The sequence below is a fragment of the Paenibacillus sp. GCM10027630 genome, assembly GCF_042676305.1.
Lineage (GTDB): Bacteria > Bacillota > Bacilli > Paenibacillales > NBRC-103111 > Paenibacillus_S.
In genome coordinates this window covers 76,643-89,685 of record NZ_JBHTGY010000038.1, presented here as the reverse complement: position 1 = coordinate 89,685, position 13,043 = coordinate 76,643, and the positions used below count along the sequence as shown (strand labels likewise).

General features: G+C 45.1%; 11 protein-coding genes. 1 reads left to right on the top strand and 10 read right to left on the bottom strand.

Annotated features, from left to right (window positions below; translation table 11 throughout):
• Positions 1 to 3 precede the first annotated feature (3 nt).
• The 9 genes from ACFQ0C_RS20365 to ACFQ0C_RS20325 all read right to left on the bottom strand — a co-directional run bounded on the left by ACFQ0C_RS20365 (position 4) and on the right by ACFQ0C_RS20325 (position 10,648).
• Entirely contained in the window at positions 4 to 972 is a 969-nt protein-coding gene (locus ACFQ0C_RS20365; protein WP_379368978.1) for a D-2-hydroxyacid dehydrogenase, read from the bottom strand.
• A gap of 130 nt (positions 973 to 1,102) precedes the next feature.
• Positions 1,103 to 2,743 carry a response regulator transcription factor gene (locus tag ACFQ0C_RS20360; protein ID WP_379368976.1) on the bottom strand — a complete coding sequence of 547 codons (1,641 nt, stop codon included), beginning with the start codon at positions 2,741 to 2,743 and terminating at the stop codon, positions 1,103 to 1,105.
• A gap of 37 nt (positions 2,744 to 2,780) precedes the next feature.
• The gene (locus ACFQ0C_RS20355) at positions 2,781 to 4,514 is read right to left on the bottom strand and encodes a sensor histidine kinase (RefSeq protein WP_379368974.1); all 1,734 of its coding nucleotides are present in this window, start codon (positions 4,512 to 4,514) and stop codon (positions 2,781 to 2,783) included.
• Between the two features lie 123 nt (positions 4,515 to 4,637).
• The gene (locus ACFQ0C_RS20350; protein ID WP_258216826.1) at positions 4,638 to 5,513 is read right to left on the bottom strand and encodes a carbohydrate ABC transporter permease; all 876 of its coding nucleotides are present in this window, start codon (positions 5,511 to 5,513) and stop codon (positions 4,638 to 4,640) included.
• A gap of 16 nt (positions 5,514 to 5,529) precedes the next feature.
• The gene (locus tag ACFQ0C_RS20345) at positions 5,530 to 6,423 is read right to left on the bottom strand and encodes an ABC transporter permease (protein ID WP_379369015.1); all 894 of its coding nucleotides are present in this window, start codon (positions 6,421 to 6,423) and stop codon (positions 5,530 to 5,532) included.
• A gap of 164 nt (positions 6,424 to 6,587) precedes the next feature.
• Positions 6,588 to 8,294, bottom strand: a complete 1,707-nt coding sequence (locus ACFQ0C_RS20340) for an extracellular solute-binding protein (protein ID WP_379368971.1) — start codon at positions 8,292 to 8,294, stop codon at positions 6,588 to 6,590.
• Between the two features lie 186 nt (positions 8,295 to 8,480).
• A complete protein-coding gene (locus ACFQ0C_RS20335) occupies positions 8,481 to 9,437 on the bottom strand; it encodes a D-2-hydroxyacid dehydrogenase (protein WP_379368969.1) in 957 nt (318 codons plus the stop codon).
• Between the two features lie 39 nt (positions 9,438 to 9,476).
• Positions 9,477 to 10,133: an oxidoreductase gene (locus tag ACFQ0C_RS20330; RefSeq protein WP_379368967.1), complete on the bottom strand. Its 657-nt coding sequence runs from the start codon at positions 10,131 to 10,133 to the stop codon at positions 9,477 to 9,479.
• Positions 10,134 to 10,261: 128 nt separating this feature from the next.
• Positions 10,262 to 10,648 carry a VOC family protein gene (locus ACFQ0C_RS20325; protein WP_258216822.1) on the bottom strand — a complete coding sequence of 129 codons (387 nt, stop codon included), beginning with the start codon at positions 10,646 to 10,648 and terminating at the stop codon, positions 10,262 to 10,264.
• 469 nt (positions 10,649 to 11,117) lie between these two features.
• On the opposite strand from ACFQ0C_RS20325, the gene ACFQ0C_RS20320 reads away from it, so the two are divergent.
• The gene (locus ACFQ0C_RS20320; protein WP_379368964.1) at positions 11,118 to 11,882 is read left to right on the top strand and encodes a sulfite exporter TauE/SafE family protein; all 765 of its coding nucleotides are present in this window, start codon (positions 11,118 to 11,120) and stop codon (positions 11,880 to 11,882) included.
• A 3-nt stretch (positions 11,883 to 11,885) separates the two neighbouring features.
• On the opposite strand, the gene alr is transcribed toward ACFQ0C_RS20320, so the two are convergent.
• Positions 11,886 to 13,043: an alanine racemase gene (gene alr / locus ACFQ0C_RS20315; RefSeq protein WP_379368962.1), complete on the bottom strand. Its 1,158-nt coding sequence runs from the start codon at positions 13,041 to 13,043 to the stop codon at positions 11,886 to 11,888.

Genomic DNA, 13,043 nt, shown 5'->3' with positions numbered 1-13,043 from the left:
TCCTCAATACCCTTTGCCGAATTGTCGTACGTTAATCATTTCATCGGCTTTACCTTGCAAGAATAAATCCAGGTTATGCATGAAGCCTGCTGAGAACCTTTGATGGAACTGATCTCCGCCTCCTGCGCAATGAGGGGTAATGAGGACATTGTCCAGTTCCCAGAACGGGCTTTCGGCTGGCAGCTTGCCAAGCTTAAATTCCTCCACAAATACGTCCAAGCCAGCTCCGGCAATTTTCTTGTTTTGCAAATAATCCAGTAAAATTTCTTCATTAATTAAAGCTCCACGGGAAATATTGATAATAAAAGCGGTCGGCTTCATCAGCTTGAACTGCTCTTCTCCGAGCAAATTGACCGATTGATCGGTAAGCGGAAGCGTCAAAATAATATAATCGCTCTGGGCTATGACCTCGTTTAGCTGCTCAGGCTTATACATAGCATCAAATGCGGGCAGCTCATTTCCGGTTGTATTGATGCCGATAACTTTCATACCGAATGCTCTAGCACGAATCGCCGTCTCTGTACCTACATCCCCCGCACCTATAATACCTGCCGTTTTACCATATAGATTAATAAAACCTCCGCCGGTATTTCCCCACAAATGATCGAATTGATTTTTTACGACCCTGACGCTTTTACGTGAAAGCATGAGCATTTTGCATAATATATCTTCAGCAATCGGCAGTCCCAGGGAACCGCGCGCATTGATCACCGTTACTCCTCTTTCCTTCAAATAATCCATAGGCAGCCGCTCGATTCCGATATGAGCCACCTGAACCCATTTAACTTTCTCGCATTTCTCCAGAAAATCTTGCTGCAGCGTGCGGTGATTAGCGATAATGATATCGGCATCCGTATATTCATCAGACTGTATGAGATCCTGCTCTCCTTTAAAAAGCTTCACGGTAATTCCTTTGCTGTCCATTTCGGCAAGCTGTTTTTGGTCAAACGGATAAGTCGATACTAATTTCATACGGGTGTCCTCCTCCAATTTTCAAACGAAATCGTTTACATATACTCAGTTTAAAAGGAATCCAAGCGGATAAATATACAAATGTTTTAAGGTCATACCACTTTGCTTGGTCTCTTAAAGTTTCATTCCCTTACTGCTTTAGCTTAAATTCCTGGGGGGTCATCCCATAATATTTCTTGAACACCTTAATAAAATAGTGGGGAGTTTGATACCCCAATTGGCTTGCAATATTGTAAACCTTCTCATTCTTGTTTCTTAACAGCTCAACCGCCTTATCCATCTTGATCTTCATCACATAATCACTGATGCAGCAGCCGGTTTCAACCTTGTACACTTTGGATATATAGGCTGGATGGAGACCGACATGGTCAGCTATGGCCTGCAATGAGGCATCCCCGTCCATGTGCTGCCCAATATAAGCTTGAATACGTTCGACCACAGTCATCTTGGATTCAAGCGATTCCTTCTGATGCTCGCCCTTGAGCAGCTCAAACACATGAACTACCCAATCGCGAAGCTGGTTAAGCGAGGAGAACGGGCGGTTCTGCTGCAATTTCATTCCGTAGTCACCGATTAGATTCTGCAGCGGCCTGCCGTTTTTATGAGAGATGCGCATAAAGGCTCCAGCGATGAAGAAAAAGGCTTCGCTTAAGTACTCCGGCGATTCCCTCCATTTAACAGCCAGCTCCGCGAAAATCAGCTCCAGCCGGTCACTCGCCAGCTCCCAGCGTCCTGTTTCCAGCAAATGCAGCAGCAGCGGCGGCTCATACAAGGTTTGAAGAGCACCCACTTGCACGATCTCCATGTCACCGGACACAACGGCCACAAACTGCTTGTCACCGCCCAGATGCTTGCGTACTCCAGCAGCAGCAGCTTGATACATAGAAGCAACCGGTCCTGACAAACGCATCCATTGGTTCATGAGGAGCACGGACACTTTACGCTTCAAGTAGACCCTGGTTTTCTTTTGCAATTCCTCTGCATACAATTCCATTTGTCTGAGATAAGCTTCCCTCGTAGGCTCCTGGTGCGGCTGCTGCTCCCACGCTTTATTGGCTCTTACCAGAAACACCAACTGACCATCAGCATCTTTGCAATGCCACAGAGTGAAAGCCTCCCCGAATACCTCCTCCGCCATATTCGTCACCGCATATTCCAGCAGCGAGACATTCTCTTCATCGTTAGCGGCAGAATCCCCATCCAACCGGATTACCATCATGCACACCTCATCCTCTGCTGCAAATGAAAGATTCAGCGCTTTCATCTTTTTGCCTAAGGCGGAATGCGAGAGTTGTCTTCCTTGCAATAAATCCATTAATAACTGAGCACGCAGAAAAGGAATGTTTTCACGCAAGGTGTACAGTGCATTCTGAACCACCTCATTAACATTCCACTCGTTTTGAAACTCCACATGAATCTGTTTGATAAGCGTCGTTAATTCTTGGGTATCAACAGGCTTCATTAAATAACCTGCCGTTTTATATTGAATCGCCTGCTTCGCATATTCAAAGTCACTGAAGCCGGACATGAGCACGCATTTTATTTTCTCGGAAATAGCACGAACAGATCGGATCAGCTCCAATCCATTCATCTCAGGCATCCGGATATCGGTAATCATAATATCGATTGCACGGGATTTGATGTAATCGAGCGCTTCATGTGCGGAATAAGCCTTGTAGACCGCTTCAATACCGTAATTACACCAAGGAATCGTTTGAGCCATACTTTCAACCTGATCCGGATGATCATCTACTATCAGCAACTGCAGCATGCACAGCCCCTCCTCTGAGAACTATGTAAAGAAGATGTTAAGCAGAGACGCTAACTTTTTCCATGGTCAGAGTAACCTTCCAGCCTCCCAGCACGGACTCGGAAACCAGTACACCCGATCGGCCTCCAAACTGATGCCGCAGCCGTTGATGAACATTCCACATCCCGTGCCCAATCTCCTCGCCCCTATCTATGCTGAACTTCTCGTTAAACTTCGCTATCTCATCTAAACTCGTCCCTATTCCGCTGTCTTCTATGGTCAGAGTGCTGATGGTTTCCGTCTCGCAGCCTGTAATCATGATCGTCCCTATACCGGCTTTGCACTCAATACCGTGTATGATAGCATTTTCCACTATAGGCTGGACAAGCAGTCTCGGGATCAGGCTTCCTTTCATCGTTTCAGGCACATCAATGCAGTATTCCAGCCTGCGGGTTTGCAGCTTTTGAATTTCCAAATAATTGGTTATTAGCTCCAATTCACTTGCAAGCGAAACCTCCTGATGCTCTATCCGGGTCGTATACCGGTAATATTTGCTTAGGTGTCGGGTCATAGCAATAATAGCCTGCTTGTTTTCGAGCTGTGCCATACTTTGAATAAAGGCCAGACAGTTGTATAAAAAGTGGGGATTGATTTGGGATTGCAGCTGCTTTAAATTAGCGTCTCTTACCCTTATCTTTTCACGAAGCACCTTCTCTACCAAATCCTGAATCTGCTCAGCCATATTATTAAAATGATTGAACAAGATGGTGAACTCTCTGTTTGCTTGATACGTCAATCTCGTGGAGAAATTGCCCCGTTTCAAATGGTTTACACTTGCAATTAAACGGGTGATCGGAACCTGTACATTTTTGAACAAAAGATAAGAACTTAAGATACTGGTCAGCAGCAGCATGGAGATTGTTGTATAAAATAGATTCCGGCTGGTCGTGATGGGCGCCAGTACATTCTGAAGCGGAACCACATCCACTAAATACCAGTCCAGCGAATTCGATTTGGCATAGTTGAGCATATATTTAATTCCTTTGACTTCGATGACCTGACTGCCCGAAGGAAGCAGCTTTTCGTGTTTAAGCAAGCCTACAAGCTCCTGAATAATTTCCTGATTGGCCGTAGCGTTCATAATAGGGTCGTAGTTGTCATTATAAAAAAATGGGTCTCCAATACTCCCCTCTTTAAACTGATCGAGCATCCGTTCGATATTATGTGCTGCAAAAGCTACCTCGATAATCAAATTAACATGACTCAGGTCGCTGAATAAGAGCGAAGGCTCGGTCGAATACCGGTAAAAGTAGTTTTGCTTGCCATTATCCCGCATGATCGGTCGGTAGGTCCAATCCGAGGACATATGGCTCTTGAAATAGTCCAGATCATAGTTCTCGGATGGATTTGTAGAAACCAGTTGCTTTAAGTTCGGCGAATACATTGATAATTTATTCGTCCAGCTGTAGGATGCGCTTTGCAAATTGATTTTTTCTATTAAGGTTTGCCTGATTTGGATGGTATCGAACAGGTCATACGACATATGAATCGACTGAAATTTGATAGCCTCCGGCTCTCTTCCCAATGTAAAAGCAACTTTGGAGAGCTGTTCAGCATTCGTATCCATTTGATTCAGAAAAAAAGAAAGACGGTTCACGTTAGACTTCTCAATCTCAGACTTGACCACGTTCATGCTCACTTGGTTGGAATAAGCGAACATCAGCAGCAGTGGAATTAGCATTAATCCTATAATGATCATAATTTTGCTGAAAATACTGATGTTTTTTAGCATGATCCTAGGCATCCCGTCACCTGTTCCCTGTAAAATACTCTTTACTGTTATTGTACATAGGCATCTGGGGAACACAACCATTTTGGGGATAAATAAATGGCTTACCCCCTCCTTTGAGTCAATCTATTCCTTAACGGAGCCGACAATAACACCCTTCACAAAGTATCTTTGCAAAAAGGGATATACAAGCAGGATCGGCAATGCACCAATAAACACCTGAGATGCCTTGACTGTACGCGGCGAAATATTTTTGATCTCATCTTCAGTAAGACCTAGCACTGAGAAATTTTCCGATACAATGATTGATCTCAAAAAGGTCGATATCGGATAGTCCTTCGCGTTGGATAAGTAAATCATTCCGTCAAACCAGGCGTTCCAATGGGTCACCATAGCAAATAAGGATAGTGTCGCCACGGAAGGCATAGATATAGGCAAATAAATCGTGAACAAAATTCGGAGGTGGCTGGCTCCATCCATTAAAGCAGCTTCTTCCAGCTCCTTCGGAATCGTGCGAAAGAAGTTGAGCATCAGAATCAGGTTCCACACGCTTACCGCCCCAGGCAGAACGAGCGCCCAGATCGTGTTCATCAGTCCCGTTCCTTTTACAACCAGATAGGTGGGAATAAGTCCTGCATGAAACAGCATCGTAAACACGAACAGCCAAGCGTAGACAGTGCGCCCCTGAAATTTCGTCTCCTCCTTGGAGAGCGGATAAGCCGCCAAAACAACAAGCAGCATGGAGATGAAGGTGCCTAATACAACACGTTTAATCCCGATATACAATGAATGCAGAAAGTTGCTGTTGCCCAATGTCTCCGCATAGGCCTCAAACGTAAATTGCACTGGCCAAAAGGTGACGATATTTCCAGTCGCTGCGGCACTCGAGCTTAAAGAAATGGCAAATACATGAATCAGGGGTAAAATGCATAAGATCGCCAATACAGTCAATAAAGCATGATTACAATATGAAAATATTTTATAAGGTAATGACTTATACATGGCTGCTCACCCGCTTTTAGAATATTCGATAATTCGCAAATTTATAGGCTAGTCTGTACGAAACAACAACAAGTATAAATCCGATCAATGATTTGAATAAGCCGACAGCTGAAGCAAAGCTGAACTGCCCCCCGACAAGACCAACCCTGTAAACGAATGTATCTATAATGTCACCCTTGTTGTAAACCAGCGGGTTATACAGGTTAAAAATTTGATCAAAACCTCCATCCAATATTTTCCCAAGTGCAAGCGTCGTCACTACAGCAACAATAGGCAGGACGGAGGGTATCGTAATATACATCGTTTGCTCCCAGCGGTTCGCCCCATCGACTTCTGCAGCCTCATAAAGGGCAGGATTAATACCGGCTAAGGCTGCAAGATACACAATGGCTGAGAACCCGAAATCTTTCCACACATCACTGACAATAACCGTAACCCTGAACCAATCGCCATCCCCCAGAAAGAACACCGGCGGAAACCCGAGCAGTTCGATAAAGCGATTAATTATGCCCGTTTTTACCGACAACAAATCAATTAAGATGCCTCCGAGAATAACCCATGATAAAAAATGAGGCAAGTACACCAGTGTTTGAATGCAGCGTTTTATATACGTTTTTCGCACCTCGTTAAGCAGCAGGGCAAAAATGAATGGAATTACAATATTCGTACTGATTTTTAAGGAAGAAATAATAATTGTATTGATGATGACCTGAACACTGTCAGGGTATGTAAACAAATATTTAAAATGGTCCAGCCCGACCCACTCCGAGTTCATGATGCCAAGCCATGGTTTGTATTCTTTAAAAGCTATAACAACGCCGAGCATCGGGACGTATTGGTATATAATGACGATGATCAGAGCAGGCAGCAGAAGCAAATGAAAGCTCCAGGTTTGCCTCATGTATGACATAAATTTGGATCGTTTCTTAGCCGCAGCGGCAGACTCGGAACCGGTGATTGGTCGGATCAGTTCACTCATGGTTTTCAGCACCTTTCCTTAAGCAAAAGAGGCGAGCCTGCTGCGGCCGAAATAGTTTGCAGGCTCACCTACTTATGCTTGCTATTAGATTCATCTTATTTCTTTAACGATTTATACCATTCATTGACTTCCTTCGTTATCTCATCTCCGCCGCTAGCCTTCCAATCGGCAACATATTTGTCGAAGGCATCGATCGGGAGCTTTCCATAAATAATTTGGTTGAAGGTTTCCTTCTCCATTTTCTCAAGCAGCTCCAGCTTCGTCCTCATCGTCTTAGTTGGCGAGCCTTTGAACTCATTGGGCAAATCATATTTATTCTGTTCAATTCGGATCTTGCCGGCCAACTGGTGAACAGGCACTCTATCCTTAATGCTGTCCTCGATTGGATTAGCAGGCACCGCTTTAGGGTCATTGGCAAATTTTAAAATTCCTTCATCGTAGGAGTACGGTCTGTTCAAATTCGTTCCACCGATGAGGGATGCATAAGCTTTCGCTTCAATCGGGGTCTTCCCATCAGGGAGCGGCCACTGCTCTTTGGGAATTCCGGCCTGCTCAAACTGCTGGTAAACCGGCTTACCGTCCTTCATTACATAGTCATACCCCTCGTGGTTGCCTAAATAAAACTCGGAATCCTTAACGAAGAACTGGTATTCGAACAGTTTCTTGTAATACGCGAACCAGGCATCTACATGCTGAAAATCTTTGCTGAAGAGAATACCTCTCTTAACCATCGGCGTCTCAACTCTACCAATATTTCCGGTTGGTCCAGCCGGAAGGTAGAGCGGTTTAAATTCCGCCTTTGCGTTGTTTTTAACGGTGTCCAGCAACGGTACCGGATACATATGATATTCTCCGGCTACCAAGCCTGCGGAACCGTTGACAAAGCTTTCCGTTGCTTTGTTCTTATCCTTAATACCTGCCTCGGGATCAATATAACCTTTGGACATCCAATCACGAAGTTTTGAAAGCGCTTCCTTAATTGACGGCTGAATAGACCCGTACACTAGATTTCCATCCTTATCCTTACTCCATTGAAACGGCATGTAATTGCCGTATGCCCCAAACACCCAATCCGCTGTCGCCCTTGTTCCATTAACCCGGTCCAGCATCGATAGAGCCAATCCGAATGTATCCTTCTTATTGTTACCGTCCGGATCCTGGTTAGTGAAGGCTTCGAGCACTTTATCCATATCATCGATTGTTTTGGGATCAGGGAGATTCAGTTTCTTCAACCAATCCTGCCGGACCCATAGAATGGTTCCACCCGTCAAGCTTTCATACATCGGTATGCCGTAGGTTTTACCGTTGTTTATAAACATATTGAAACCGTCTGGATATTTCTGATACAAGTCCTTAATGTTCTGTGGGGCAAACTTGGCAATCGCATCGTCCAGAGCCATTACCTTACCCGACTGGATTAACTCGCTGATTAGAGTAGGGTCCGATACTTGAAATACATCCGGCAGTGGTTCGCTGCCGGCAAGCAGCAGGCGGAGCTTTGTATTAAAATCCTTTTCGTTGTTCACGACAAACGTGTGCTTCATATTAATTCCCATTTTGTCGGACATCCATCGGCTATGGACATTGTCCTCAATCGTTTCACCAGGCTTAAATTTTACATTCGGATCAAGTACACGCGCTGTCGTAATGGTAATTGGCGGATCATATTTACCGTTGGTTGCTTTAGATGTGGTTAAGGCATTCCCCTCTTTACCACCATTTGTTCCTGAACAGCCTGCGACCGCGACACTCAGAATAACAGCCGTCATGGCAGCCAAATAGCTTTTGTTTAAAATGTTCATCCTGCTCCTCCCCCTATATACAAATGATTTTACTTGTTTTTATTGTAGTGCAGGGAATTAGGCAATTATATACAAACATTTTAAGATGATACCACAATGGCTTTAAACGCAAACAAGGGTAAACATAAATGTCTCCCTTATTAAGAAAAGACATTTATGTTTACCCTGCTGCCTTATATGTAATGCTTAATATTGATTACTTAAGTCCACCCGATTCAACTGCGGCTCTTTGCCTTCAACATAGTCGCGTAAATTTTGCAAAAAGATGTCCATAGCTCTCTCATTATAGTAAACAGTCGAGCCGGAGTTATGAGGAGTCAGGATGACGTTGCTCATTTCCCACAGAGGACTGTATTCCGGAAGCGGCTCCACTTCGAACACATCCAAGCCTGCACCGGCAATTTCACCATTGCGAAGGGCTTCGACCAATGCTTGCTCATCCGTCGTTCCTCCTCTGCCAATATTGATGTAGAAGGCGGTCTGCTTCATCAACTCGAACTGGCCGCTGCCAATGGCATGCCGGGTATCTTTGGTGAGCGGAAGTGTCACCACCACGTAGTCGCTCTCGCACAGCACTTCATCGAGCCTGTCCATCGTAACCATCCGATCCACATACTCAGATTCGGACAACGACCTTTTTACCCCCAGCACCTTCATGCCAAATGCTTTACAAAGCTTGGCAACCTCTGTACCGATAGCTCCCACACCGATAATGCCGACTGTTTTTCCATGCATTTCTCCAAGCTCACCTAGCGAAGTCCATTTCTTCTGAAGCTGATTGCCAATAGCCAGGTGAATGTTTCGTGTTAAAGCAAGCATCATGCCCAATACCGTCTCAGATATAGGATTCGGGTGAACTCCACTGGCATTAGTCAGCATTACACCGAATTCGGCCAATGAATCAAGCGGTATTCTATCGACGCCCGCACCCCAATTCTGTGCCCAGCGAAGTCGAGTTCCCGGCTGCAAGCAATGCTGGACCACAGCGCTGCTCCAACCGATCAATACTTCAGCATCAGCCAAATGGGCTAACCATTGCTCGCTTTCTTTTCCATTAATAAACTCCCATTCCGGTGCAATACTACGGATTTGTTCTTCATGAGCCGCGCTGAATGTTTGTACGGACACTATTTTTCTAGCCATTTTATTACCTCCCGAGAGTTTCGTTTATAAAAGCTTACTTTATAGCTCTTCTATCTGATCGGACTCATAAATCCAGGTTCCTTTGTTACTTTTTTTCGAAGATTTCAGCATTGCTTTGGCTACGGTCTGGGCCTGAATCGGTCTATATTGGCGTAAAGCGCCAACCATTATAGGAGTAACTACCCTTGAAACAGCAGCTCCAAACCGCTCCCCCAAACGAACTTCTTGTCTGTCTCCCAGCAGCAGCGAAGGACGAAAAATTTGCAGAGATGGCAATTGCAATTTGCTCAAGCCCTCTTCAACCTCGCCTTTTATCTGATTGTAAAAAAAAGCGGATCCCGCGCTAGCCCCCATTGACGTAACGATGAGATACTCCGCAGCTCCATATTGAAGCGCCAGCCTCCCCAGCAGCATCGGATATTCATAATCAACCTTACGAAATTGCTCCTTGGAACCAGCCTTTTTAATCGTTGTACCCAAGCAGCAAAACACATAAGCGTCAGACAAATACTGCTTAACAGCGTCTTCGAGTGCTTCATAGTCTGTGACAACTTGAATCAATTTCTCATGAGCCAAGCTTGTCTCTTTTCTAACCAGAGCAATGACTTGATCAAAGAAGGGATCCTCCAGAAGGCCGCGGACTAATTCCCCGCCTATCAGCCCCGTCGCGCCGGCAATTACTGCCGTATGCCCCATAATAACTGTCCCCCCATATCTATCGAATATAGACAAGAGTACATATAGCTGTTTTGAAAAAAGAATCCCCTTTCTCCACTAGTTATACTGTGGTTCTGGAGATTCTCTGTTACTTGAATCATTTTCTATTATTGGCCTGCTGGTTGGAAAAACTCTAAACGTTCGCCGTCCGGTCCGAAAAAGAACGCGATCTGATCCCCGTCCAGGATAGTACGAGGCGTTTCGTCCATAAGTTCTACGCCGAAGCCTTTCAACCGATCTATCTCAGCTTGGATATCCGTTACTGTGAATGCAATATGATGCACGATAGAATCGTTAGGCAACCCGTCGTGACCACGGCCAATCAGCTCAATCTCAATGTTGTCGGAATCTGGAAAAGACAGGAAGCCCAGCTCGACGCCATCTTGCAGCTTTGCGCGTTTTCTCAGCTTCATACCGAGAACCTCCGTATAGAAACGGACGGAAGCATCCATATCCTTAACCTTTACTCCAATATGCTCCAGCTTGCGAATCATAGTACACACACCTCTCCCAGCATAAATGTAATCCTTTCCATTCTATCACTTCTCTTGAAAGGATGGAATGCATAATGAACAATAGTCCGCAGATCGCTTTACTATTCAACTCTATGACTCTTGTAATTCGGCGGCATAACCGTCCCTGTCACCTAGGAGTCTGTCAGACGAAAACAAATCCGTGAATATTTATTCACTATTGTGGTTACTGCGGGAAAGGGATGGTACTCCACCGCTCTAGAAATTAAAGTTGTCTTTAATTTACCTTGCGGTAACAACTTCATTTCAAAGGCGGCCGTAAACTTTCCGTACCATTCCCTTATCCCTCCATAACCAAATGAACATATATTCACGAAGATCAAAACGTCGGATAGACTCCTAGAATAAGTATTGTAGAAATGTTGCTCATTCTATATACTAAATTTGATTCTTACCGACCCTCTTTACAACAGCCAAAAGGAGAAACATCATGGAACTGCCTTCAATGGAAATGCTTTTATTTTTACTCGCAGCCGGATTTATAGCGGCTTTTATTGATTCCGTCGTCGGTGGAGGAGGCTTAATTTCCGTCCCCGCCCTTATGATGACGGGAATGCCTCCCGCCTTGGTTCTCGGAACCAACAAATTAGGCAGCACCTTTTCAACAATAACAAGCAGCTTGTCCTTCTTCACATCAGGCAAGATGAATGGAAAGCTGGTGCTCGCATTATTTCCACTATCCTTCATTGGCGCTGTTCTCGGGGCCTACACGGTGCATTTGCTGCCTTCGGACTTTTTGAAACCTTTGGTCGTCATTATGCTTGTGCTAATGCTGGTTTATACATTAATAAAAAAGAACTGGGGAAAAGACGCCGCTCCGCGTGCTATGACCGTTAATCTCAAGGTGGCTGTAGCAGCCTTAGCCTTTATTATTGGATTTTATGACGGCTTTTTTGGCCCGGGAACAGGCTCGTTTCTACTGTTTATGTTCCTGCTGCTCGGCTTCGACTTTGTCGGTGCTTCCGCCAATGCCAAGGTGCTGAATTTAGCCAGCAACCTGGCCAGCTTATGCTCGTTTTTACTGCTCAAATCGGTCCATATCGGCTATGGACTGCCTATGGGGATCGCAATGATCGCTGGCGCATTTGTCGGCTCCAAATTCGCTATCCGGCACGGATCGCGTTACATTAAGCCTTTATTTGTGACCGTGACCACAATCCTGATCGGTAAACAGCTGTGGGATCTGCTGCAATAAGGCTTATGAGCCTTTACGATTTGCCCTGTTACGTACATAAACGCGTGGAACTCTTTTGCCTATCGAACAAACAACCTCATAATTGATCGTATTCATACAATCCGCAAGTTCATCTACCGGAAGCAAGCTCTCTTCAGACCAGCCGAATAATGTAACTTCATCGCCAACCAAGACATGAGAAACCGAAGTCACGTCGATCATCGTTTGATCCATGCATATTCTACCGATGATCGGCACCCTCTGCCCGTGCACAAGAACATAACCCTTGTTGGAAAGTAGTCGTGAAAGCCCGTCCGCATAACCAACAGGAATGGTGGCAATCCTGCTGTCCTTATTCGGCTTAAATGTACAGCCATAGCTGACAGGATGATTGGCGGGTACTGTTTTTAACGCTGATATTTTAGTTTTAAAGCCCATAGCTTGAAGGATTGGATGTCTGTCGCTCCGTAGCTGCTCGGAGGGCAGCAAGCCATACAAGCTAATTCCGATTCGCACCATATTCAAATGCATCTCTGGCGTCTTCATAGCGGCTGCACTATTACAGCAGTGTTTGATTGGAATGTGAATATGTCTCTTCTCTAATTCATCGATAAAATAGTTAAACAGCTGGAACTGCTGCCGCGTATAAGATTGGTCTTCATTATCGGCATCGGCGAAATGAGTAAACATCCCCTCCAAGCTGACAAAGCGCGAGGAAACTGTCTTAGAAGCTAGCATAAATGCCTCTTCTATCGTAGATACGCCCACACGAGACATGCCTGTATCAATCTTCAAATGAATGCGGGCGTAGTGCTGGAGCCGTTTGCTGCATACTATGACTTCCTCTAATACATCAGCGGAAAAGACGGTCATTGTAATGTCGTGCTTGATTGCAGTCTCCACGGAATGCAGAGGGGTATAACCGAGAATGAGGATAGGTCCGTCGATTCCCGCATTTCGCAGCTGCAGTGCCTCGTCCAAAAAAGCGACGCCCAAATAATCAGCGCCTGCACTGATCGCTGCACTTGCCACCTCAACAGCACCATGTCCGTAGCCGTCCGCTTTGACGACGGCCATGAAGCGGCATTTTTCGTGGAGGCTCGATTTGAAAGTTTTCGCGTTATGTATAATGGCATCCAAAGAAATTTCCACCCACGTATCTCGATAGCTTATTGTTTGCAT

What these genes read in the sequence shown, in the direction of transcription:
- ACFQ0C_RS20365 (WP_379368978.1), bottom strand. Translation starts at nt 972, where the DNA reads ATGAAATTAGTATCGACTTATCCGTTTGACCAAAAACAGCTTGCCGAA.
- ACFQ0C_RS20360 (WP_379368976.1), bottom strand. Translation starts at nt 2,743, where the DNA reads ATGCTGCAGTTGCTGATAGTAGATGATCATCCGGATCAGGTTGAAAGT.
- ACFQ0C_RS20355 (WP_379368974.1), bottom strand. Translation starts at nt 4,514, where the DNA reads ATGCTAAAAAACATCAGTATTTTCAGCAAAATTATGATCATTATAGGA.
- ACFQ0C_RS20350 (WP_258216826.1), bottom strand. Translation starts at nt 5,513, where the DNA reads ATGTATAAGTCATTACCTTATAAAATATTTTCATATTGTAATCATGCT.
- ACFQ0C_RS20345 (WP_379369015.1), bottom strand. Translation starts at nt 6,423, where the DNA reads ATGTCATACATGAGGCAAACCTGGAGCTTTCATTTGCTTCTGCTGCCT.
- ACFQ0C_RS20340 (WP_379368971.1), bottom strand. Translation starts at nt 8,294, where the DNA reads ATGAACATTTTAAACAAAAGCTATTTGGCTGCCATGACGGCTGTTATT.
- ACFQ0C_RS20335 (WP_379368969.1), bottom strand. Translation starts at nt 9,437, where the DNA reads ATGGCTAGAAAAATAGTGTCCGTACAAACATTCAGCGCGGCTCATGAA.
- ACFQ0C_RS20330 (WP_379368967.1), bottom strand. Translation starts at nt 10,133, where the DNA reads ATGGGGCATACGGCAGTAATTGCCGGCGCGACGGGGCTGATAGGCGGG.
- ACFQ0C_RS20325 (WP_258216822.1), bottom strand. Translation starts at nt 10,648, where the DNA reads ATGATTCGCAAGCTGGAGCATATTGGAGTAAAGGTTAAGGATATGGAT.
- ACFQ0C_RS20320 (WP_379368964.1), top strand. Translation starts at nt 11,118, where the DNA reads ATGGAACTGCCTTCAATGGAAATGCTTTTATTTTTACTCGCAGCCGGA.
- alr (WP_379368962.1), bottom strand. Translation starts at nt 13,043, where the DNA reads ATGCAAACAATAAGCTATCGAGATACGTGGGTGGAAATTTCTTTGGAT.